General features: G+C 53.7%; 20 protein-coding genes and 1 pseudogene. 13 read left to right on the top strand and 8 right to left on the bottom strand.

Annotated elements, in window-relative coordinates:
• Positions 1-47: 47 nt before the first annotated feature.
• Positions 48-578, bottom strand: coding sequence for a P-loop NTPase family protein (locus ACLRGG_RS05610; RefSeq protein WP_416248803.1), 531 nt, complete (start codon positions 576-578; stop codon positions 48-50).
• 207 nt (positions 579-785) lie between these two features.
• Between ACLRGG_RS05610 and ACLRGG_RS05605 the strand changes: the two genes are divergently transcribed.
• From ACLRGG_RS05605 to fetB, 12 genes are all read left to right on the top strand, one after another.
• Positions 786-1,007, top strand: a complete 222-nt coding sequence (locus ACLRGG_RS05605; RefSeq protein WP_067705417.1) for a YdgH/BhsA/McbA-like domain containing protein — start codon at positions 786-788, stop codon at positions 1,005-1,007.
• 513 nt (positions 1,008-1,520) lie between these two features.
• Entirely contained in the window at positions 1,521-2,660 is a 1,140-nt protein-coding gene (arnB, locus tag ACLRGG_RS05600; RefSeq protein WP_416248802.1) for a UDP-4-amino-4-deoxy-L-arabinose aminotransferase, read from the top strand.
• A 1-nt stretch (position 2,661) separates the two neighbouring features.
• The gene (arnC, locus tag ACLRGG_RS05595) at positions 2,662-3,651 is read left to right on the top strand and encodes an undecaprenyl-phosphate 4-deoxy-4-formamido-L-arabinose transferase (RefSeq protein ID WP_416248801.1); all 990 of its coding nucleotides are present in this window, start codon (positions 2,662-2,664) and stop codon (positions 3,649-3,651) included.
• Complete coding sequence (gene arnA / locus ACLRGG_RS05590; protein WP_416248800.1) at positions 3,648-5,630, top strand: bifunctional UDP-4-amino-4-deoxy-L-arabinose formyltransferase/UDP-glucuronic acid oxidase ArnA; 1,983 nt, start codon at positions 3,648-3,650, stop codon at positions 5,628-5,630. Before arnC ends, arnA begins: the two co-directional genes overlap by 4 nt.
• Positions 5,627-6,520: a 4-deoxy-4-formamido-L-arabinose-phosphoundecaprenol deformylase gene (arnD, locus tag ACLRGG_RS05585; protein ID WP_416248799.1), complete on the top strand. Its 894-nt coding sequence runs from the start codon at positions 5,627-5,629 to the stop codon at positions 6,518-6,520. The genes arnA and arnD overlap by 4 nt, the downstream gene beginning before the upstream one ends.
• A 6-nt stretch (positions 6,521-6,526) precedes the next feature.
• The gene (gene arnT / locus ACLRGG_RS05580; protein WP_416248798.1) at positions 6,527-8,188 is read left to right on the top strand and encodes a lipid IV(A) 4-amino-4-deoxy-L-arabinosyltransferase; all 1,662 of its coding nucleotides are present in this window, start codon (positions 6,527-6,529) and stop codon (positions 8,186-8,188) included.
• Positions 8,185-8,517, top strand: coding sequence for a 4-amino-4-deoxy-L-arabinose-phosphoundecaprenol flippase subunit ArnE (gene arnE / locus ACLRGG_RS05575; RefSeq protein WP_416248797.1), 333 nt, complete (start codon positions 8,185-8,187; stop codon positions 8,515-8,517). The genes arnT and arnE overlap by 4 nt, the downstream gene beginning before the upstream one ends.
• 78 nt (positions 8,518-8,595) lie before the next feature.
• A complete protein-coding gene (gene arnF, locus ACLRGG_RS05570; RefSeq protein ID WP_416248796.1) occupies positions 8,596-8,979 on the top strand; it encodes a 4-amino-4-deoxy-L-arabinose-phosphoundecaprenol flippase subunit ArnF in 384 nt (127 codons plus the stop codon).
• Positions 8,980-9,180: 201 nt separating this feature from the next.
• Entirely contained in the window at positions 9,181-9,840 is a 660-nt protein-coding gene (locus ACLRGG_RS05565; RefSeq protein ID WP_416248795.1) for a winged helix-turn-helix domain-containing protein, read from the top strand.
• A 73-nt stretch (positions 9,841-9,913) separates the two neighbouring features.
• Positions 9,914-10,993 (top strand): ABC transporter substrate-binding protein, encoded by a 1,080-nt coding sequence (locus ACLRGG_RS05560; protein ID WP_416248812.1) that lies wholly within the window; start codon positions 9,914-9,916, stop codon positions 10,991-10,993.
• 99 nt (positions 10,994-11,092) lie between these two features.
• Positions 11,093-11,761 carry an iron efflux ABC transporter ATP-binding subunit FetA gene (fetA, locus tag ACLRGG_RS05555; protein ID WP_416248794.1) on the top strand — a complete coding sequence of 223 codons (669 nt, stop codon included), beginning with the start codon at positions 11,093-11,095 and terminating at the stop codon, positions 11,759-11,761.
• Positions 11,748-12,515, top strand: coding sequence for an iron efflux ABC transporter permease subunit FetB (gene fetB / locus ACLRGG_RS05550; RefSeq protein ID WP_416248793.1), 768 nt, complete (start codon positions 11,748-11,750; stop codon positions 12,513-12,515). Before fetA ends, fetB begins: the two co-directional genes overlap by 14 nt.
• Before the next feature lie 35 nt (positions 12,516-12,550).
• On the opposite strand, the gene ACLRGG_RS05545 is transcribed toward fetB, so the two are convergent.
• The 6 genes and pseudogenes from ACLRGG_RS05545 to ACLRGG_RS05520 all read right to left on the bottom strand — a co-directional run bounded on the left by ACLRGG_RS05545 (position 12,551) and on the right by ACLRGG_RS05520 (position 18,161).
• Complete coding sequence (locus tag ACLRGG_RS05545) at positions 12,551-13,891, bottom strand: carbohydrate porin (protein ID WP_416248792.1); 1,341 nt, start codon at positions 13,889-13,891, stop codon at positions 12,551-12,553.
• A gap of 519 nt (positions 13,892-14,410) precedes the next feature.
• Positions 14,411-14,665 (bottom strand): CsbD family protein, encoded by a 255-nt coding sequence (locus ACLRGG_RS05540; protein ID WP_416248791.1) that lies wholly within the window; start codon positions 14,663-14,665, stop codon positions 14,411-14,413.
• Positions 14,666-14,961: 296 nt separating this feature from the next.
• A pseudogene (locus tag ACLRGG_RS05535) lies at positions 14,962-15,084 on the bottom strand (fimbria/pilus outer membrane usher protein); the annotation flags it as partial.
• Between the two features lie 472 nt (positions 15,085-15,556).
• Positions 15,557-15,706 (bottom strand): DUF2474 domain-containing protein, encoded by a 150-nt coding sequence (locus tag ACLRGG_RS05530; protein WP_416248790.1) that lies wholly within the window; start codon positions 15,704-15,706, stop codon positions 15,557-15,559.
• Between the two features lie 21 nt (positions 15,707-15,727).
• Entirely contained in the window at positions 15,728-16,735 is a 1,008-nt protein-coding gene (gene cydB / locus ACLRGG_RS05525; RefSeq protein WP_416248789.1) for a cytochrome d ubiquinol oxidase subunit II, read from the bottom strand.
• A 1-nt stretch (position 16,736) separates the two neighbouring features.
• Entirely contained in the window at positions 16,737-18,161 is a 1,425-nt protein-coding gene (locus ACLRGG_RS05520) for a cytochrome ubiquinol oxidase subunit I (RefSeq protein ID WP_416248788.1), read from the bottom strand.
• 1,099 nt (positions 18,162-19,260) lie between these two features.
• On the opposite strand from ACLRGG_RS05520, the gene ACLRGG_RS05515 reads away from it, so the two are divergent.
• A complete protein-coding gene (locus ACLRGG_RS05515; protein WP_416248787.1) occupies positions 19,261-20,370 on the top strand; it encodes a hypothetical protein in 1,110 nt (369 codons plus the stop codon).
• 57 nt (positions 20,371-20,427) lie between these two features.
• Here the strand turns inward: ACLRGG_RS05515 and ACLRGG_RS05510 are convergent, their stop codons facing one another.
• Positions 20,428-21,069 carry a response regulator gene (locus tag ACLRGG_RS05510; RefSeq protein ID WP_416248786.1) on the bottom strand — a complete coding sequence of 214 codons (642 nt, stop codon included), beginning with the start codon at positions 21,067-21,069 and terminating at the stop codon, positions 20,428-20,430.
• Positions 21,070-21,108 lie beyond the last annotated feature (39 nt).

The following is a 21,108-nucleotide window of genomic DNA, read 5'->3' as shown; positions in this document are numbered from 1 at the left end:
GGCGTTATGCAATAATGATAAGGACGGCCCACGGGCTGTCCTTTTTTTTACCTTGTATCAAGACCCCATTCCACATACAGCCGCGCGATCTCTTTAACTGACCCCGCCCGCACCCTGGGTAATCTCAGTTGTTCAAACAGGGCGGCATTACGTTTCCGTCCCCCGGGGGTGACAAAGAGAATGTGGTGGAGCATTTCCCAGCTCAACCGATCCTGCCCATCCATTCCGCCATAGCGCCCGCGCTGCCATAACGTTCTCTGGATATAGCGCAGCAGGCTGGATGCCGTTGAAATATCCAGCAGAATTACGCCGGTTGCCCGGTCAAGGCGCTGTGGAAGAGAGCGTGAATAATTTCCTTCCATTATCCAGCTTTCTTGTGCAATGGCTTTCTCATGAAGGGCCAGGAATTCGTCAGCAGGGCGGGGACACCAGCTGGAGTGTGGGTAGTGGTGATACAGCCGGTCGAGATGAATAATCGGTCGTTCGCACTTGCGGGCGATGGCCGTTGCAAGCGTGGATTTGCCGCTATTTGAGGGGCCGAGGATGCAAATCCGCGGGCCTAAGGCGTCTGGATTCATATTCTTTCCGGAAAAGCGAGTGCAGCGGGCCATTATAGCCTGATGATTAACCGCCCCGGAATCGGGCGTGACTGCCATCGACTGTTAGCGGATAAAATGTGATCTGGATCGCACAAATGGTTAAGATGCTAATAGTTAGCAGGCTTATTATTGGCACATCCAAGGCGAGCTGCCTTGTCCCAAATATCTCAAAGAAGGAATTTGACCATGAAAACCATCAAAACACTGAGTATTGCCGCCGTTGCCGCGCTCTCTATGATCTCTTTCGGTAGTTTTGCCGCTCAGAGCATCTCTGCTCACGGCAGTACGCTGGACAGCGCTCAGGCGCATATCGCCGCCCAGGCTAAAGCGGCCGGTGCCTCCAGCTATAAAATCACCAGTGCCCGCGCTGAAGATGGCGTCTATATGACCGCAGAAATCTACAAATAAAAACGCCGATCGTTCCGTCGCAAAGTAGAAGAGGCTGCCTGAAGGCAGCCTTTTTTTTCCTGCAGTGGCTCCCGGATAAATCGGGAATGCACGTTCTGCTGTCAGTCGCTTCGCGGCCAGTCACAAAACTGAAATTTTATTTAAGTTTTTTATTTTCCTCCCCCGCGCCGTCAACTCCCTCTTTACAGACTGCATTAAGAGTAAACCGATTCTAAATCACCCACAGATATTTTGCCGCTTCGGCGCATTTAAACTGAGCTCTTAATTTTCAGCTAAGAATTCTGCTTTATCGTTCATTAAGCATTGAAATTTGCCCGATTTTCTCATGCGATAATGCGGTCGCTAAAAAACTTAGCCGTTTATGACCGATACGGCTCCCTGTTTATGCGTCCGGGGAAATTCCCGGCAAATTATTTGCCAGGGCTAAATTTCAACGTATATCAGTTGCCAGTGGACTGAAAATAGCACACTCTGCTAAAGTTTATTTTGGTTACAATTAAGGGAACTTTAATAATGTCGGATTTTCTTCCTTTTTCGCGCCCCGCTATGGGGGAGGCTGAGCTGGCAGCAGTCAGGGACGTAATGAATTCCGGCTGGATCACCACCGGCCCTAAAAATCAGCTGCTCGAACAGGCTTTTTGCCAGTTAACGGGCAACCAGCATGCGATTGCCGTCAGTTCGGCCACAGCAGGCATGCATGTCACGTTGATGGCGCTGGGCATTGGTCCCGGGGACGAGGTCATCACCCCCTCACTGACCTGGGTGTCCACCCTGAATATGATTGCGCTTTTAGGCGCAGAGCCGGTCATGATTGATGTCGATCGTGACACGCTGATGGTGACCCCTGAGCTTATCGAAGCCGCGATTACGCCGCGTACCAAAGCCATCGTGCCTGTCCACTATGCGGGCGCTCCAGCGGATATGGATGCCATCCACGCGCTGGGTAAGCGTTATGGCATTCCGGTGATTGAGGATGCTGCACATGCGGCCGGCACCGGATATAAAGGCCGCCACGTGGGGGCTTTCGGTACGGCTATTTTCTCCTTCCACGCCATCAAAAATATGAGCTGTGCTGAAGGCGGCCTGGTGGTAACCGATGATGAAACCCTGGCAAGCCGTATCCGCAGCCTGAAGTTCCACGGTCTGGGCGTGGATGCCTTTGATCGACAGACCCATGGCCGCGCGCCCCAGGCTGAAGTCATTGCGCCAGGCTATAAATATAATCTGCCCGACATCAGCGCCGCTATCGCGCTGGTACAGCTGGATAAACTTCCCGCACTTAATGCCCGACGTGCGGAGATTGCCGCCCGCTACCTGAAAGAGCTGGCGGATACGCCTTTTTTACCGCTGTCCGTGCCTGGATGGGCGCATCAGCATGCCTGGCACCTGTTTATTATCCGCGTTGATCCTGAGCGCTGCGGCCTGACTCGTGACGAGCTGATGCAGGCGCTTAAGGATCGTAATATTGGCAGCGGCCTGCACTTCCGTGCGGCACACACGCAGAAATATTACCGTGAACGCTTTCCCGACCTGACCCTGCCTGAAACCGAATGGAACTCCGATCGCATCTGTTCGATACCGCTATTTCCAGGTATGACCAATGACGATGTCAGCCGCGTCATTTCCGCCCTGCGCGATATTGCCGAGAGATAACATGACGCCCGAACAACCTATAAATAAAGTTTCTATTGTCATTCCCGTTTATAACGAGCAGGAAAGCCTGCCAGAACTGATGCGCCGTACGACTGCGGCCTGCGACCAGCTGCCGATGGCCTATGAGATCCTGCTGGTCGATGATGGCAGCAGCGACAACTCGGCCGACATGCTGGCGAGTGCGGCGGCGGAAGAGGGCAGTCATATTGTTGCGGTATTGCTTAACCGTAATTATGGTCAGCATTCGGCCATTATGGCCGGGTTCAGCCACGTCAGCGGTGACCTTATCATCACCCTTGATGCTGATTTACAGAACCCGCCTGAAGAGATCCCACGGCTGGTTGCGGTGGCTGCTGAAGGCTATGACGTGGTAGGAACCGTGCGGCAAAATCGCCAGGATAGCTGGTTCCGCAAGCGCGCCTCGCGCCTGATCAATCATTTGATCCAGCGCACCACCGGTAAAGCGATGGGGGATTATGGCTGTATGCTACGCGCCTATCGCCGCCATATTATTGACGCCATGCTGCACTGTCACGAGCGCAGTACCTTTATTCCCATTCTGGCTAATACCTTTGCCCGCCGGGCAATTGAGATCCCGGTTCATCACGCCGAGCGCGAATTTGGGGATTCCAAATACAGCCTTATGCGGCTGATCAACCTGATGTATGACCTGGTGACCTGCCTGACCACCACGCCGCTGCGTATGCTCAGCGTGGTCGGCAGCCTGATTGCCCTGGCCGGGTTCGCCTTCTCGCTGTTTTTGATCGTCGCGCGCCTGTTTTTCGGTTCGCACTGGGCTGGCGACGGCATGTTTGTCCTGTTCGCCGTGCTGTTTATTTTCATCGGCGCCCAGTTCGTCGGCATGGGTCTGCTCGGGGAGTATATTGGCCGCATTTACAACGACGTCCGTGCCCGCCCGCGCTATTTCATCCAGCGCGTTGTCAACTCATCCGTTTCTGTCTCCGAATCCTCAGAGGATAACAAAGAATGAAAGCTGTTGTTTTTGCCTACCACGATATGGGATGCATCGGCATCAATGCGCTGGTTGAGGCCGGCTATCAGATTGAAGCCATCTTTACCCATCCTGATTCTGCCAATGAAAACCACTTTTTCGGATCGGTCGCGCGCGCGGCAGCGGACCTGGGTATCCCGGTCTTCGCCCCGGAAGACGTCAATCATCCATTATGGGTCGATCGCATTCAGCTGATGGCGCCGGATGCGATCTTCTCGTTCTATTACCGTAATCTGCTGAGCGACAAGATTCTGGACTGCGCGCCGCATGGCGCATTTAACCTGCATGGTTCTCTGCTACCGAAATATCGTGGCCGCGCGCCGCTGAACTGGGCGCTGGTCAATGGCGAAACCGAGACCGGCGTTACCCTGCATCGTATGGTAAGCCGTGCGGATGCCGGTGAAATTATGGCGCAGCAGAAAGTCGCGATCGTACCAGAAGATAACGCGTTAACCCTGCACCGTAAGCTTATCAGTGCAGCCACTGAGCTTCTTAACGCCGCCCTGCCCACGCTCAAACTGGGCAAACTTAAGGGGTGGGCGCAGGATGAGAGTCAGGCGACCACGGTTGGGCGTCGGTCACCGGAGGATGGCTGTATCGACTGGTCGCTGCCAGCGGAAAAGGTTAACAACCTGGTGCGTGCGGTTACCGACCCCTGGCCTGGCGCGTACGGCTACGTTGGCTCGACAAAATTCATCGTCTGGAAAGGTAAGGTACGTCATGACCTGCCTGCCGCCAGAGCCGGTATGGTACTGTCGGTCGCGCCATTAATCATTGCCTGCGGTGAGGGTGCGCTTGAAGTGATGACGGGGCAGAGCGAAAACGGCGTGTATATGCAGGGTTCACAGCTCGCGCAAACGCTGGGCCTGGTCAACGGAGCGCTACTGCACAACCAGCCGGTATCGGCAATCAAACGCCGTACCCGTGTGCTGATCCTCGGCGTAAACGGATTTATCGGTAACCATCTGACCGAGCGACTGCTACAGGACGATAACTTTGATATCTTCGGTCTGGATATCGGTTCAGATGCTATCAGCCGCTTTGTGGGGCACCCGCGCTTTCAGTTTGTTGAAGGCGATATCAGCATCCACTCGGAGTGGATTGAGTATCACATCAAAAAATGTGACGTTATCCTGCCGCTGGTGGCCATTGCCACGCCAATTGAGTACACGCGTAATCCACTGCGGGTGTTTGAGCTGGACTTTGAAGAAAACCTGAAAATCATCCGCGACTGTGTGAAATACAAAAAGCGCATCATTTTCCCGTCGACTTCCGAAGTATACGGCATGTGTACCGATCCGAATTTCGATGAAGACAGCTCAAACCTCGTGGTGGGCCCAATCAACAAACAGCGCTGGATTTACTCGGTTTCCAAACAGCTGCTTGATCGGGTCATCTGGGCCTACGGCGATAAAGAAGGACTGCGCTTTACCCTGTTCCGCCCGTTCAACTGGATGGGGCCGCGTCTTGATAACCTTAACGCCGCGCGTATTGGCAGCTCCCGGGCCATTACCCAGCTGATCCTGAACCTGGTTGAAGGGTCGCCCATTAAGCTGATGGATGGCGGACGCCAGAAGCGCTGCTTTACGGATATCAGCGATGGCGTTGAGGCGCTGTTCCGCATTATTGAAAACAAAAACAATAACTGCGACGGTCAGATTATTAACATCGGCAACCCGGAGAATGAAGCGAGCATCAAAGAGCTGGCGCAGCAGCTGCTGGAGAGCTTTGATCGCCATCCGCTCCGCAGCCATTTCCCTCCCTTCGCGGGCTTCCGCGACGTTGAAAGCAGCAGCTATTACGGCAAGGGCTATCAGGACGTAGTGCATCGTAAGCCTGCCATTGGCAATGCCCGCCGTCTGATTAACTGGACGCCGGAAGTAAAGATGGAAAAAACCATTGATGCAACCCTGGATTTCTTCCTGCGCACGGTTGACGGTGTGGAAACGGAGAAATGAAAAAAGTCGGCCTCCGTATAGATGTTGATACCTGGCGGGGGACGCGCGACGGCGTCCCCCGGCTGCTGGAAACGCTCAGTTTACATCGCACTCAGGCCACCTTTTTTTTCAGCGTCGGGCCGGATAACATGGGACGCCATCTGTGGCGTCTGATGAAGCCGAAATTCCTGTGGAAGATGCTGCGCTCGGGCGCAGCATCGCTGTATGGCTGGGATATTTTGCTGGCCGGTACGGCCTGGCCCGGGCGTAACATTGCTAAGGGCCTGTCAGAAACGATCGCCGCCGCAACCGAACATCATGAAGTCGGTCTGCATGCATGGGATCACTTCGCCTGGCAGACCTGGGCAGGCGTATGGCCTGAGGAGAAGCTAAAAGAGCAGATCCGCAGGGGGTGCGATGCGCTGCAAAACGTCACCAGGCAGCCGGTGACCTGCTCAGCGGTGGCGGGCTGGCGGGCAGATGGTCGGGTGGTTAATGCAAAGGAGTCTTTCGGCTTTCACTATAACAGCGACTGCCGCGGGAAAACGCCTTTCCTGCCCATATTACCGAATGGCGCACTGGGTACGGTGCAGATCCCGGTGACGTTACCCACCTGGGATGAGGTGGTGGGATCGGTGGTCACTAAAGAGGCGTACAATGCCTTTATCCTCAAAAAAATTCAACAGGATAAGGGCACGCCCGTTTACACCATCCACGCTGAAGTTGAAGGTATTGCCATGAGCAGGCAGTTTGACGAGCTGCTGCGGCTGGCCGCAGAGCAGGGCATTCAGTTCTGCCCACTTGGCGACCTGTTGCCTGAGGACCTGTCTCGCCTGCCGACGGGAAAAGTTGTCCGGGGAACCCTTCCCGGGCGTGAGGGATGGCTGGGATACCAGCAACTATCTGAGTAAGCCAGTATGAAAATAATGAGAAACGGTGCCCTCCTGCTGGCACTGTTTGCCCTGTACTACCTCGTTCCTCTTGAGTTCCGCGACCTGTGGCAACCGGATGAAACCCGCTATGCAGAAATCAGCCGGGAAATGCTCGCCAATGGTGACTGGGTGGTGCCACACTTTTTTAACCTGCGCTATTTTGAAAAACCCATCGCCGGTTACTGGATAAATAACCTTAGCCAGCTGCTGTTGGGTCATAACAACTTTGCCGTGCGCTTTGGCTCCGTTTTTTCCGTCACGCTGACCGCGCTGATGGTCTACTGGCTGGCGCTACGCATCTGGCGTGAACGCTACACGGCGATAATGGCCAGCGTTATTTTCCTGACCAGCCTGTTGGTGTTTAGCATTGGCAGCTACGCGGTGCTTGACCCGATGATCACCCTGTGGCTGGTGGCCGCCATGTGCAGCTACTGGCTGACCCTCAACGCGTCCGGCGTCAAGGGTAAGGTGCTGAGCTGGCTGGTGATGGGGCTGGCCTGCGGCATGGGCTTTATGACCAAAGGCTTCCTCGCGCTTGCCGTACCGGTGATCGCTATTATGCCCTGGGCGATTTATCAGCGGCGTTTCAAAGAGCTGCTGATCTTCGGCCCGCTGGCGGTGGTCGGTGCAGCGGCGATTAGCGCACCCTGGGCGATAGCGATTGCCCAACGTGAGCCCGACTTCTGGCACTATTTTTTTTGGATTGAACATATTCAGCGATTTGCCGAGGACAGCGCACAGCACAAAGCCCCGTTCTGGTACTACCTGCCGGTGATGGTTATCGGCTGCCTGCCCTGGCTTGGGCTATTGCCCGGCGCATTGAGTACCGGCTGGCAAAGGCGTAAAGAGAATAGCGGGAGCCTCTATCTGCTGAGCTGGACGGTTATCCCTCTGCTGTTTTTCAGCATTGCTAAAGGCAAATTGCCGACCTATATTCTTCCCTGCTTTGCTCCTCTGGCTATTTTGATGGCAAAACGGGCCACCGATCTGATGTTGGTCAGCGGCAAAGCCCTTAAGGTTAATGGCGGGATCAACTTCGTTTTTGGGCTGCTGTGTACCCTGGCAATTATTGGATTTCTGGCACCCTGGGGGCTGGCACGGCATCCTGTATACGGCCATGGTGAGCTGATTAAGGTGATACTGGGCGGGACCGCCTTTTTGCTGTGGGGCATCACGGGCTGGCTGACGCTGACGTCACCCGCGAAGCGCTGGAGCTGGGCAGCCTGTTGCCCGCTGGCACTGGCGCTGGTGGCCGGTATGGTGATCCCTAATCGGGTCATTGACTCCAAGCAGCCGCAGCAGTTTATCCGTGTCATCAAAAGCGATATCGCACCGAGCCGGTTTGTACTGGCAAACAATCCAGGTATCGCCTCCGGTCTGGCATGGGAGCTTAAGCGCAGCGATATCAAGCTTTACGACCAGCCGGGTGAGGTGCAGTACGGCTTAAGCTATCCCGATGCAAAAGGGATATTCATTTCCGGGGCTGATTTTGCGGGCTGGCTGGCTGCGCATCGCCGTGAGGGGGAGGTGTCACTGATAATGCTGCTGTCGCACGATGATAAGCTTACTCCAGACGGTCTGCCCGAAGCGGACAGGGTGCTCCGTCGTGGACGACTGGTGATGTTACAGTACAGACAGCGGCCATGAATATCCTGTTTATCGCCTTTGCCAGCCTGCTAAGCTGCGCTGGCCAGCTCTGCCAGAAGCAGGCCGCACAGCATGGCCTGCTGAAAGGGCGATGGCACCTTCTGTTCTGGCTGGGGCTTAGCGCCATACTGCTTGGCTGCGCCATGCTGGTGTGGCTGATGGTGCTGCAAAAGGTGCCGGTGGGCGTGGCGTATCCCATGCTCAGCCTGAACTTTATTTTTATCGTGCTGGCGGCCCGCTGGCTGTGGAAAGAACCGGTTACCCTGCGTCACTGGCTGGGCATTATGCTGATTGTGGCTGGCGTAATGGTCATGGGCGTGCGGGTATAATGGGTATGCATGGGCGTACGGGAATAATGGCTAAATGCCGATGTTTGCAGGCAGCAGAATGATCAGAGGTAGCCTCTGATGGGTATTGTACTGGCACTCTGTAGCGTCCTGCTGGTCAGCGGCGCACAGCTGCTGATGCGCTGGGCTATGATGAACCTCCCGTCGGCCAGCGATCCAGCCCGGCTGTTTAACGCGCTGCTCAGCCTGCCGCCTGCTGCTCTGGCGCTGGCCGGCGGCCTGTTTGCCTATGCGCTATCAATGCTGTGCTGGTTTCTGGCACTGCGAAAGATACCGCTGAGCAGGGCGTATCCGCTGTTAAGCCTGAGCTATGTGCTGGTGTGGGGGACGGCGCTCTGTCTGCCCGCGCTTGATGAAATCTTCGTCTGGAGCAAGCTGGCAGGGGTAATACTGATTTTTAGCGGCCTGTTGCTGATCTGCTGGCCCTCGCGGGTAAAAGGCTGAACGCCTCCTCCCTCTTCATCTCTTCTGTTCCTTTCTGAGCCGTTATCGGGCTGGCCTAATGTAATGCTAAGTTTCCCCCGGCAAACTGAGTTCATCTCTGTTTTCCTGGAGGGGAACGATGCAATACGCCAGTGTGCTAGCGGCAGCAAGCCGCAAAAAATGTCAGGTTCACGCAGTTAATACCTGTTGTCCGGAGGGGGGATGAGAATTCTGCTGACTGAAGAGAATTGCCTGCAAAGTGAAGCCATCCTCCTCCCTCTCGCTGAAGCAGGCTACGTTATCGAATGCATCAAAAACCCGACGGCGGTCCGGCTGGCGGATAGCCTTTTTGATATTGTCGTTCTCAGTGCCGGGCTATCGACAGGCGAAAGAGACAGCCTGAAGGATCTGCTGCGCGCGACGGGTCGTGAGTTACCGCTGCTGATTATGATGACGTGTTCGCAGCTGGCAGACCAACGTTCAGGCTGGGCAGATGCCGACATCGACGGCTACATTGCCACGCCCTTTGACGCAGAATCACTGCTTGCCTGTCTGCGTAACGCCCGGCGGCGGCGGGAGGGGCAGGGCGCGCCGCTGATTAGCAATGGTGAAATCGTGCTGGATCCTGCCAGCTATCAGGCCGTTGATCTGCTTAACGGCAAGATACACCGCCTCTCTATCCGCGAGTTTACGTTAATGCAGGCACTGATGTCCCAGCCGGGCAGACCGCTTTCACGGCGTGAGCTTGAGTCGAAACTCTACGGCTGGGGGGAGGGGATTGAGAGTAATGCGGTCGAATTTTTTATTCATTCGCTGCGAAAAAAAATGGGCAGCGGAGCTATTAAGAACATTCGTGGCGTGGGATGGATGATATCATCATAAATGATTCTTGCTCTGATTCTTATTCTCATGGAGACAATTAGTGAAAACTCGTTCGTGGCTGTTATTGGGAACTATGCTGGCCAGCGCAGGTTGTGCCGCTACCACCTATCCGGTGCAAATCACCGATATGGACAATCAAAACATCACGCTGACTAAGGAGCCACAGCATGTGATCCTGCAGGATGGGCGTGATGTACTGTCTCTGGCCCTGCTGGACAGGGAGGATCCCTTTCGGCGGGTAGTAGCATGGAATAACCTGCCGAAAAAACAGGATACCCAGACCTGGGATTTGTTAAAAAAAACCTGGCCTGAAGCGACGAAAATTATCGATATGGGGTTCAGCGACCGGGGAGAAGTGAATCTTGAAAGCGTCATTGCTGAAAAGCCCGACCTGATGATTGCCCAGCTGCGCGCAAAGCCTGCTCTTAAGCAGACGGGCGTACTGGACCAGCTGCAAAAGCTGCATATTCCGGTGGTGTTCGTCGATTATGAACTGCACCCGGCGCAGAACACGGCAAAGAGCATCACCCTGCTGGGAACCGTCCTGAATCAGGAATCCAGGGCAAAAGCGTACACCGACTTCTATCAGGCACGCTGGAACAATTTACAGCAGAAAATTGAACCGGTTAAGCCTAAGCCCACGGTGTTTATTGAACCCATTGCCGGGAACTCAGAAGGCTGTTGCTTTACACACGGTCATAACGGCTGGGGCGGACTGGTCGAGGCGGTGGGCGGGAAGAATATTGGATCCAGTCTGCTGCCCGGCGCGTCAGGGTTTGTTGCACTTGAGAAGATTATCGCGATGAAGCCTGACGTCTATATTATGACCGGCTCAAAGCGACCGGATAAAAACGTGCTGCCGTTTGGCTTCGGCGTGGCACCGCAGCAGGTGACTGCCCCCTTTAAGAAACTGATCGAACGCAATGGTCTTCAGCAGCTGGCACCGGTCGAAGCGGGGCGTGTCTATGGGGTTTATCACCATTTCTATAACCATCCGTATAATATAATCGGCATGGAAATCCTGGCTAAAGACCTCTACCCGGCGCAGTTTAGCGATCTGAATCCGACGGCAGACTTTCATCAGATCCTCACCCGCTTCACAAAAATTCCGGATGAACCTGTCACCCTGAGCTACCCGGCAGACAAGCCGTAAACAAAAGCCATACCAATTTCATTTCACCGTTGAAAAGGCGACATTTTGTTGCCTTTTCGCGTTATGATCGGCGGCATAAATAATTTGCAGGACGCCACTATGTCGACCCATCCTCCCCTGCTGGACGTACAGGGTGTGAGCTATGCACTGGCCGGAAAAACGCTGCTGGCTCCCGTATCGCTTACGCTTAACGCAGGTGATTTTCTCCTTCTGACCGGACCGTCCGGCTGTGGGAAAAGCACGCTATTAAAAATTATCGCTTCGCTACTCGATCCCTCGCACGGCAGCGTCGTGTTTAAAGGTCAGCCGGTCAGTGAACTGAGGCCCGAAACCTACCGTCAGCAGGTCTCCTGGTGCTGCCAGACGCCCGCGCTGTTTGGCAGAACGGTATGGGATAACCTGGCGCTGCCGTGGGAAATTCGCCACAAAAAGGCTGAAAGAGAGAAACTGCAACGCTGGCTGCAACGGGTTAATCTCCCGGCTGATATGCTGGACAAAGAGATCGAGACCCTTTCCGGTGGGGAAAAGCAGCGCGTGGGGCTACTGCGTAATCTGCAATTCTTACCTGACGTGCTGCTGCTGGACGAAGTCACCAGCGCGCTGGATGAGGAAAACAAGCAGGCCGTTAATGGGCTAATCAACGAACTCATGGCTGAAAAGGGCATGGCCACCGTGTGGATCAGTCACGACAGCACCGAAATACATCGGGCGCAGCGAGTCCTGACGCTCAGCCCGCCCTTAGCAGGGAGGAGAGATGAACCAGCATAACATTACAAACGAATCTCTGGGCCTGGCGCTTATCCTGGTGTTTATTGCCCTGCTGGTCAGCAGGAAGGAGAAGCTGGGGCTGGAAAAAGACATTATCTGGAGCGTATCGCGGGCCATCGTTCAGCTGATTATTGTCGGCTACGTGCTGAAGTCTGTGTTTATGCTCAACAACGACTGGCTGACCGTGCTGATGGTGTTGTTTATCTGTACCAATGCGGCGCTGAACGCCCGTAAGCGCAGCCGCAATATCGACCGGGCGCTGGCTATCTCTTTTGTCGCTATTACCCTGAGTACCACCCTGACGCTGGCTATTCTGGTGCTCTCCGGTTCCATTGCGTTCCTGCCGATGCAGGTGATCCCGATTTCAGGGATGATCGCGGGTAATGCAATGGTGGCCGTGGGTCTGTGCTACAGCAACCTGAATCAGCGCTTTGCCGACAACCGCCAAAAAATACTCGAAAGGCTTAGCCTCGGCGCGTCGGTTAAAGTGGCTTCCGGCACGCTAATTCGTGACAGCATTCGTGCAGCGATGATCCCTACCGTCGATGCAGCAAAAACCGTGGGGCTGGTGAGTCTGCCGGGCATGATGTCCGGTCTGATTTTTGCCGGGATCGATCCGGTGAAGGCGATAAAATACCAGATTATGGTGACGTTTATGCTGCTCGGCACCGCCAGCCTGTCGACCATTATTGCCGGATACCTCGCTTATCGACGTTTTTATAACGCGCGGGCGCAGTTAAAAGCGGAGAGATAAACAGGGCCGGGCCGCATGGCGGCCCGGCCTGTGGATCAGAAGTTAATGTTGGCGCTAATGCCGCCGATAAACGCATCTTTCACTTCGCCTACCGCACCCGGGGAAGCGATATATTGCAGGTTCGGACGCAGATTCAGCCAGCTGGTAAGATGGGCGTTGTAGTAAATTTCGTAGTCATACTCAGATCCGCTCTGGATCGGCAGATAGGTCGGGTTATTATAATCATTTACCCCGTTATCCCGGTTAGTCTGACGCAGCATATTGCCGTAATCATCGTTGACGTGAATACGCGCCGCGCCGATGCCAATTTCGTCTTTAGCCCGGGAAGCAAACGGCCCTTTCCAGACAAAAGAGACCGACTGGTAGTTATCCGTTTTGGAGGTTTTATGATCGTTCATGACCGCCTGGACGATAACGCCCAGACCCCGCTGATTGTCGCCGTCCATTGAGGTCAGCTGTTGCTGCAGAAGCAGGTAACCGCCGTAGGCGTGATTCTGTTCGCCGTACTGCCCGTCACGGTAAGAGCTGTAGTTATCGCCTTTCATCGATGAGTAGTACATCCCTACGCGGTAGTTACCTGGCAGTTTGTCGGCGCCAAAGGCTGGCTGCCAGCCTAATTCAACCGGCACCATATTCCCTTCGGTATGGCTGGTATCCAGGCGGAAGCCGTTACCGGTATCGTAGTTCGATGCGGTTTGATTATAGAAACCCACCTGGAGGAAAACTTCAGGCGTGAAGCTGAATTTTACCCTGCCGCCCCACTGGGATACCGGCCAGTTATACCAGCGATCGCCGCGCCAGTTACCCGCCTGACCGCTGCCGAATGCAAGGTTCTGGAAGTTACTCTGAAACGCGTCGAAGTCTTCGCCAACGGTAACCCGTCCCGCCTTCACTTCAACCGCATGATCAAAAAAGCCTTTATTCAGCCAGAACTGCGTCAGGCGCCAGGTTTGTCCGCGTCCCCATACTTCCTGCACGGATGACAACCCACCGGATCGCGGGTCATTGATATAATCCGACAGGTTTTGCCCATTACGGCTGGTGATAGTTGTCTGGAACTGGGTGTCATTCCAGTTGAGTAATTTTTCTAAATCCAGCGTGGTGCCGAATGCCCACTGATCCGTATAGCGGGCGGTAGTAGAATGGTTATATCCACCGGAGAAGTTGCTGGCGGATTCCATGGTGTAGTTAACCTGGAAATCCACACCGTCATTTTTTAACTGGGTGCGGGAGCCGCCCCAGTCGCCGAAAGCATAGGGAGAATCAATGCTGAGCGGAGCATAATCTGCCAGTGCAGATCCTGATGCCAGCATCAATCCTAAACCACAGAACGCCACCGATCTTTTTAATGTGGTTTTAGGGAGCTTGCTTTTCATTTTGGAACACCTTCTTGTTATTGGAATAATTTTTTCTATTGCCTGTCAGGCAGGAGGGTCTGGGCCGTTGCGCCTGAGGTCAGTTTTTTCTCCGGCTTAGCAGGCGCGGGAAAGGGGGAATGCCTGACATGAGCGGCTTTAGCGGTCCGAACGGACGGCATGAAACCATCATTAGCGGAGACAGTTGTTATAAATAGTGCTGAAATGATTTGGCAGCTAATCGAAATTGCCGGATTTGAAATGTCGGTCACATATTTAAGTGTGCCGCCCCGTCCGCAGGCGTCAGTCGCAGCGGTTTATCGCTAAAACGGGTCAGAAAGAGAGGGGGTCGTATTCAGAAAAACCAGCAGGTCACGCGAGGTCAGGTGGGAGCGGGCGCGTCTGGTATTCATGAGGGTGAGGTGCAGTTAGGTTGAGGAGTTCGCCCTGCGTGCGTATGTGCAGCGAAACGGCAATAAAAAAGGCCGACAGTGTCGGCCTTTCCGGGCAGGGCGCCAGAATTAACTTAGCACCTCGGGCTTAGCGACGGCCAAAAATCTTAGCCGCCAGGAAGCCAACGCCAGCGGCAATCGCCAGCGAAACAAATGGGGCATCCTGCGTTTTGGTTTTTACACAGTCCAGTGCATCATCTACTGCATAAGATGCTTTGGCTGCGCCCTGACGCACTTTACCTTTTAACTCATGCTCGGGAGAATCAGTCGCTTTACCGAGCTGCTCCTGGCCTTTACCCAGTGCTTCGTCAGCTTTGTCATTCGCTTTATCTAACAGACTCATAATATCTCCTTCTTAGTGGCATGATTTCCTCACAGGGAACATTAAGAATAGACCATCCTCTGCGAGTTGCCGCTGCGGTTGTGTGAAAAAATATGACGAAGGTAAAGAATTTGGGCGTTGAGGTGTTGTTTTGGTTCTGTTGCCTTAATGCGACAGAATCGCGATGATTACCTCCGTTGAAATATTCTGAACATTGGCGATTCGAAAGATTCCTTACCGGTTAATGCCAGAATATTATTCAACAGTGAAATTCGCGACCTTAGTCTGCGTATGCGTAAGCTGTGCCTGGACTATGTAGGTGTCAGATAAGGGACGCTGAACTCCTGGGCACTGCCATCGGCTTCCCATACGGTAACCTGCAAGTCACCACCCGAGCCGCCTGCGGCAAAGTCACTCAGGGCAAACGGGCCGGGTGCCATCCGGAAGGTGAAGGGTTGTCGCCGGCGGAACAATTCTACCTGCTGGCTGCCTGAAAAACAGGCAACATAATTTCTTCTGACCTGTTGTCGTTAATGCGACAGAGCCCTATCAAGTGCACATGACCGAATTATCTGCTAATGGCCGGGCAGGCTACAAAGCCTGAGTGTTAGCAGGGCTTAACTCGACGTCGTGCTGATAATACCTGTGGAGAGGTAAAGGGCTTTACTCAAAGCAACTGATCAGCCCGAAAGGTGGATAATCCCGGCGATTGACGGGCAATCCGCAGCGCTGCGGCGCAGACGGAAGGCCAGGCGAGGACATCCGGTACCCGCAGGGATTGTCCACCAGCCCAAAACGAAAAAAGCCCGGCAGACACCATGATGTCTACCGGACTTCTATGTAAATTTATCAGCGAAAGAACCTGTCCCTCGGGCGGCGCAAGCGATAGTGCAGCCCCCGGACAACGTGCGATTAGTGTGATTTCATACCGGCTGCAGTCATCATCATACGGAACAGCGTTGCCACCACGCCCAGCGCCATAACGCTGCCTGCATAAATGACCGCCATCCACAAAATGCGTTTCCACACCGGAGAATGGGTCGCCTGCTGTGTTTCAATCATACTTATCTCCCGTTCATTCAATCAGTGGTAGCCTTCATCCGGATTGATTTTCCCACGGAACACATAGTAGCTCCAGAAGGTATAAACCAGAATCACCGGAATAATCAACAGCCCGCCGACCAGCATAAAGCCCTGACTTTGCGGCGGTGAAGCAGCCTGCCAGATGGTAATGGACGGTGGAATGATATTCGGCCAAATGCTGATCCCAAGGCCGGTAAAGCCCAGAAAAACCAGCGCCAGCGTCAGCAGGAACGGGGAGTAATTCGCGTGACGCTTAAGGGCGCGCAGCAAACTCCCTGCAGCCAGCAGAACCAGCACCGGTACTGGCAGGAACCAGAACAGATTTGGCAGGGTAAACCAGCGATGCATAATGTCCGCGTGGGCCAGCGGCGTCCAGACGCTTACGATGATCATAAACACCATCAGTACCAGCAGCAGAGGCTTCGCCAGCGCGGTCATTTTGCGGTGCAGCTCGTTCTCGGTTTTCATAATCAGCCAGGTGCTACCCAGCAGGGCATACGCCACCACCAGACCCAGGCCACAAAACATTGAAAACGGCGTCAGCCACAGCAGTTCCGGGCCACTATAGGCACGGTTTGTCACCTGGAAACCGTTGATAAAGGCGCCCAGCACCACACCCTGACTAAACGTCGCCAGAATGGAGCCGACGATAAAAGATTTATCCCAGAATGGACGATGCTCCTCGGTTGCCTTAAAGCGAAACTCAAAGGCCACGCCACGGAAAATCAGACCAATGAGCATCAGCGTTAGCGGCACAGATAGCGCGTCGAGGATCACCGCGTAGGCCAGCGGGAAAGCGCCATACAGCGCCGCACCGCCCAGCACCAGCCAGGTTTCATTGCCGTCCCATACCGGCGCAACGGTATTCACCATCATATCGCGCTCGGCAGCATCTTTATTAAATGGGAACAGCAGACCAATACCCAGGTCGAAACCGTCCATCACGATATACATCAGCGTTGAAAAAACAATGATGCCAAACCAGATCACAGAAGTATCAATGACCACGTTATTTCTCCCCCTTCTGCGCGTTTAACTTTTCCTGCACGGCAGACAGCGGACGTGAAGGCGTATGTTTGGTACCAGGGCCACCATCCGGATCGGCATTACCTTCACCCTGTTTCGGACCCTTTTTAATCAGGTTAAACAGATAGATATAACCGATACCGAAGACTGACGTGTAGACCAGAATAAAGGCAATCAGACTCAGGCTCATGTGCAAATCGCCATGAGCGGATACCGCATCCTTCGTTCGCAGCAGGCCATACACCACCCAGGGCTGACGACCTATTTCAGTGGTAAACCAACCGGCCAGAATAGCAATCAGACCCGACGGACCCATCAGCAGGGCGAACCACAGGAAAGGACGACAGGTATAAAGGCGATTGCGCACGCGCAGCCACAGGCTGACCACGCCCAGCAGCACCATCAGCATGCCCAGGCCCGCCATCACGCGGAATGACCAGAACACGATAGTGGAATCAGGACGATCTTCTTTTGGAAAGGTTTTCAGCGCCGGAACCTGCTTATGCAAACTGTGGGTCAGGATCAGGCTGCCCAAATACGGGATCTCCAGCGCGTAGCGGGTTTTTTCCTGTTCCATATCCGGCAGACCAAAGAGGATAAGCGGGGTAGCTTCGCCCGGTTTATTCTCCCAGTGCCCTTCAATCGCTGCAATTTTGGCCGGCTGGTGTTCCAGCGTATTCAGACCGTGAGCATCGCCCAGTCCAGCCTGAATCGGCGATACGATCAGCGCCATCCACAGTGCCATTGACAGCATTTTACGTATCGCTGGCGTGTCATTGCCGCGCAGCAGGTGCCAGGCCGCAGAAGCGCCAACAAAGAAGGCGCTCGCCAGGAAAGCGGCGGTGGACATGTGCAGCAGCCGGAAGGGGAATGAGGGGTTGAAAACAATTTTAAACCAGTCAACCGGCACAACCAGGCCATTCTGAATCGCGTAGCCCTGTGGGGTCTGCATCCAGCTGTTTGACGCGAGGATCCAGAAGGTTGAAATGATGGTACCCAGCGCAACCATGCAGGTCGCAAAGAAGTGCAGGCCACGCCCCACACGATGCCAGCCAAACAGCATAACGCCAAGGAAGCCAGCCTCAAGAAAGAAGGCGGTAAGCACTTCGTAAGTTAACAGCGGGCCCGTAATGCTGCCGGCGAACTGGGAAAAGCCGCTCCAGTTGGTGCCGAACTGGTAGGCCATGACCAGGCCCGATACCACGCCCATGCCGAAGTTAACGGCAAATATTTTCGACCAGAAATGATAGAGGTCGCGATAGTCCTCATTTCTGGTTTTCAGCCACATCCCCTCAAGCACAGCCAGAAAGCTGGCAAGTCCGATGGTGATAGCCGGAAAAATGATATGGAAGGAGACGGTAAAGCCGAACTGTATCCTGGCCAGGTGGAATGCATCTAATCCGAACATTGCTTACCTCGATCTAACATAGACTGCCTTTTCTTATTAATTAACTCGCACCTGACAACAAGACCACATTTTGACGTGATGCGGCGATCGTCAGGCGAGTATTTCATCGAAGGATTGATCCAGAGACCAATTCATTAGAAGGTGCGACAACAGTAATAGCGATCGCGACAATAATAACGGGGTTCTTTGCGATGAATTGTTTCACCGCTGCGTTAAATCGGTTGTCCATACTGTTAAAATGAGATCTGGGAATGATGCTTTTATGTGAAAATAATGTATCCATATAGTCCGGAAGGTTTTTTTCGCGCCGGGGACGTTTCTGTTTGTCATACCGACCCCTGTTATCCCATGTAAGAAATATTTATATCGCGGTGGATAGCTATAACTATTTGGTTGTTTTAGCTGGCGATTAACGCACAAATTGGAAATTATTAAGTGTAATGTTGTCACGGGCAGGTGTATTGTTGCTAAATTGTTGTATAAAGGGTTGCAAGCGTTTAATCAAAATTAGATTGAATGTTATTAATGATCTCGTCACCCCAGCGGATAACCCAACCGCAGTAAACGCATGTAAATGTTAAACCATAATGACATATTTTGATTCTGTTAGAATTGTATTGTTACATTCTTATTGGTAATTAGTCGCAGTTTTATGTCGAAGGTCAAAACCATCGCCGCTTAACTGTGAATGTAGGGTCCATAGTGTGGCTTTAACCGGAACGAAACGACCTGATGCAATGAGTGACGGGCAATGGACGCGCCGCCTGGGGTTATTCTCTGGCCCACGCGATTTAGGGAAATGTTTTAGCGGCTAAAATCTGAATTTTAGCGGGAGGGTAATCCTTTCAGGCAGGAAAAACGCCGTCGCTATTGCACTCAATAATGCTTCGTAAGTATACTATCATCTTGAAAATATTTAGTTTTTTGACTAAAGTCAAATTCACTGCCTGTTGAAATTACTGTCTTATATTGAATACTTGCCACATTTAGGCGTACGCCATCCAACACCCTGTTACTTATTTATCGCCGTCTTACCTTAACGGTGTAACCCTGTGTCGTTTAAATCTTGTTTGGGCCGTTGCCTTTGGGGATACGCAGTATGGAACATGAAGAAAATAACGCAGCGCCGGCACCGGAACTGTCGCTGGAGGGTATTCCGCAGGCCATCCTTCGGTTAGGTAAACGCCTGGCTGATACTAAATATCAGATAGATATGTTGGGTAAAAACGGCTGGGGGGATTTGACCGCGAATCTGCACGGTCTTGAGGCCAGCGGCGAATGGAACGGGCCGGATGATGCGCTGACCTTTTTCAGCAAAATATTCCCCTTTGCGCGCCTGCCTGCGGAAACAGAATCCCTTGGAATATTTCAGGTGCCTACCGAACGCGTGGTAGGCCGCAGCTGGCGCTGGTGGCCCGAGCATCTTAACGCCAGCAGTGAAGCACGGCTAAAAGAGCATCTGGAGGGGCCTTACGCCGCAAGCAGTACCTCATTCTACTTTTTACCTGCGCTTGGCGTACTGCTGGCGGCGCAGGGACAGGGGAGGGTAAACTACTGCCGCCAGCATAATATTCCCTTTATTACTGCCCGTGTCACTAACCTGAACTACCCCCCGGCCGACCGGTTTCGCCTGTACCACGTCACGCGGGGGGAGACGCGCCAAAGCTGGATCGTGCTGAACGATCGCTATTTACAGCCCGTGACATGGCCGCGGATAACGCTACCTGCACTTGCCGCCTACGGTGTGCATACTGGCAGCTGGTCACTGTTATTCCCGCCGGTCAGCAGAGTCTTTGACGAGCTGTACACGCCAGTGACGGCCGAGGATTTTATTGCGCCCTGTGTCGATTTGCTGGCGGTTAAAGCGCGGATGCGCGCTGAACAGGAAGCAGCAAGGCAGGCGATCAAACCGGTGAAAATGGCGCTGAGCGATATGGATATCACCAATATCTGGCCGGTCAGCCTGACGCTCTCCTTCTGCTTTATTTTGTCGCTGGTTGTGGCGGGTCTCACCGCTGGCAAAGGCTGGACGGGCAGTATCAGTCTGCTGGTCTGCGGGATGGCCGGTAGCCTCTTACTGTTTATGGCAACGCCGGTCTTCCTGGTCAGTAAGCGAATGCGCCGCCGCTACGATGCAATCGCGCCGGTCGTGACAGCCCGTCCTGCCGAAGAAGAGCGTGAGCAGGACGACGCGTCACCGCCATCCTGAGGGTCATGCACGGGAAAAGGGGAGATATGCATTGCAGCAACCAGCCGTCAGCTGAAATTACTGCACAAGATGATGGCTTATTGCGTACTTTACAATATCGGCGTTACTGCAGAACTGCATTTTATCCATCATGCGTGACTTATAGGTACTGACGGTTTTATTGCTGATTGAAAGCGTTTGTGCGATGGCGTTGATCGTCTCACCGTGCGCCAGCAGCATCAATATTTGCCGTTCGCGGGTGGTGAGTGTCTCGTGCAGCGCCCGGTTACCGTTCTGATACTCTGCAAAAACAATCTCCTGTGCCAGGTCGTGATCGATATAACGCGATCCGCCCGCCACGCTGCGGATCGCCGTCAGCAGCGCATCAGGATTTTTATCTTTAGTGATATAACCCAGTGCGCCACAGTTTAATACCCGGCGGGCGATCTGCGGCTCATTGAACATGCTGAGCACCAGAATCGGCAGGTTTTCGTATTGCAGATGGATCCGTTTAATCAGTTCCTCACCGCTGATGCCAGGCATAGAAATATCCAGCAGCAGCAGATCCAGACCGCCGAGGCGCAGCCGTTCAAGTACCTGACCGCCATCTCCCGCTTCACCCACCACGGAAAGGCGCTTATCCAGCGCAAAAATTTGCTTTAATCCTTCACGCATCAGCGCGTGGTCATCGGCAATGACCAGTCGTATCACGTCATTCATTCTGGTTCCCTCGTTGATACTGCCTTATTAAGCCCGGCG

Origin of the sequence: Erwinia sp. PPS120 (genome assembly GCF_047918655.1) — a bacterium.
Taxonomy (GTDB): Bacteria; Pseudomonadota; Gammaproteobacteria; order Enterobacterales; family Enterobacteriaceae; genus Erwinia; species Erwinia tasmaniensis_A.
Note: the sequence above shows the minus strand (reverse complement) of the source record. Positions and strands in the feature narration are given on the sequence as shown.

What these genes read in the sequence shown, in the direction of transcription:
- ACLRGG_RS05610 (WP_416248803.1), bottom strand. Translation starts at nt 578, where the DNA reads ATGAATCCAGACGCCTTAGGCCCGCGGATTTGCATCCTCGGCCCCTCA.
- ACLRGG_RS05605 (WP_067705417.1), top strand. Translation starts at nt 786, where the DNA reads ATGAAAACCATCAAAACACTGAGTATTGCCGCCGTTGCCGCGCTCTCT.
- arnB (WP_416248802.1), top strand. Translation starts at nt 1,521, where the DNA reads ATGTCGGATTTTCTTCCTTTTTCGCGCCCCGCTATGGGGGAGGCTGAG.
- arnC (WP_416248801.1), top strand. Translation starts at nt 2,662, where the DNA reads ATGACGCCCGAACAACCTATAAATAAAGTTTCTATTGTCATTCCCGTT.
- arnA (WP_416248800.1), top strand. Translation starts at nt 3,648, where the DNA reads ATGAAAGCTGTTGTTTTTGCCTACCACGATATGGGATGCATCGGCATC.
- arnD (WP_416248799.1), top strand. Translation starts at nt 5,627, where the DNA reads ATGAAAAAAGTCGGCCTCCGTATAGATGTTGATACCTGGCGGGGGACG.
- arnT (WP_416248798.1), top strand. Translation starts at nt 6,527, where the DNA reads ATGAAAATAATGAGAAACGGTGCCCTCCTGCTGGCACTGTTTGCCCTG.
- arnE (WP_416248797.1), top strand. Translation starts at nt 8,185, where the DNA reads ATGAATATCCTGTTTATCGCCTTTGCCAGCCTGCTAAGCTGCGCTGGC.
- arnF (WP_416248796.1), top strand. Translation starts at nt 8,596, where the DNA reads ATGGGTATTGTACTGGCACTCTGTAGCGTCCTGCTGGTCAGCGGCGCA.
- ACLRGG_RS05565 (WP_416248795.1), top strand. Translation starts at nt 9,181, where the DNA reads ATGAGAATTCTGCTGACTGAAGAGAATTGCCTGCAAAGTGAAGCCATC.
- ACLRGG_RS05560 (WP_416248812.1), top strand. Translation starts at nt 9,914, where the DNA reads ATGCTGGCCAGCGCAGGTTGTGCCGCTACCACCTATCCGGTGCAAATC.
- fetA (WP_416248794.1), top strand. Translation starts at nt 11,093, where the DNA reads ATGTCGACCCATCCTCCCCTGCTGGACGTACAGGGTGTGAGCTATGCA.
- fetB (WP_416248793.1), top strand. Translation starts at nt 11,748, where the DNA reads ATGAACCAGCATAACATTACAAACGAATCTCTGGGCCTGGCGCTTATC.
- ACLRGG_RS05545 (WP_416248792.1), bottom strand. Translation starts at nt 13,891, where the DNA reads ATGAAAAGCAAGCTCCCTAAAACCACATTAAAAAGATCGGTGGCGTTC.
- ACLRGG_RS05540 (WP_416248791.1), bottom strand. Translation starts at nt 14,665, where the DNA reads ATGAGTCTGTTAGATAAAGCGAATGACAAAGCTGACGAAGCACTGGGT.
- ACLRGG_RS05530 (WP_416248790.1), bottom strand. Translation starts at nt 15,706, where the DNA reads ATGATTGAAACACAGCAGGCGACCCATTCTCCGGTGTGGAAACGCATT.
- ACLRGG_RS05520 (WP_416248788.1), bottom strand. Translation starts at nt 18,161, where the DNA reads ATGTTCGGATTAGATGCATTCCACCTGGCCAGGATACAGTTCGGCTTT.
- ACLRGG_RS05515 (WP_416248787.1), top strand. Translation starts at nt 19,261, where the DNA reads ATGGAACATGAAGAAAATAACGCAGCGCCGGCACCGGAACTGTCGCTG.
- ACLRGG_RS05510 (WP_416248786.1), bottom strand. Translation starts at nt 21,069, where the DNA reads ATGAATGACGTGATACGACTGGTCATTGCCGATGACCACGCGCTGATG.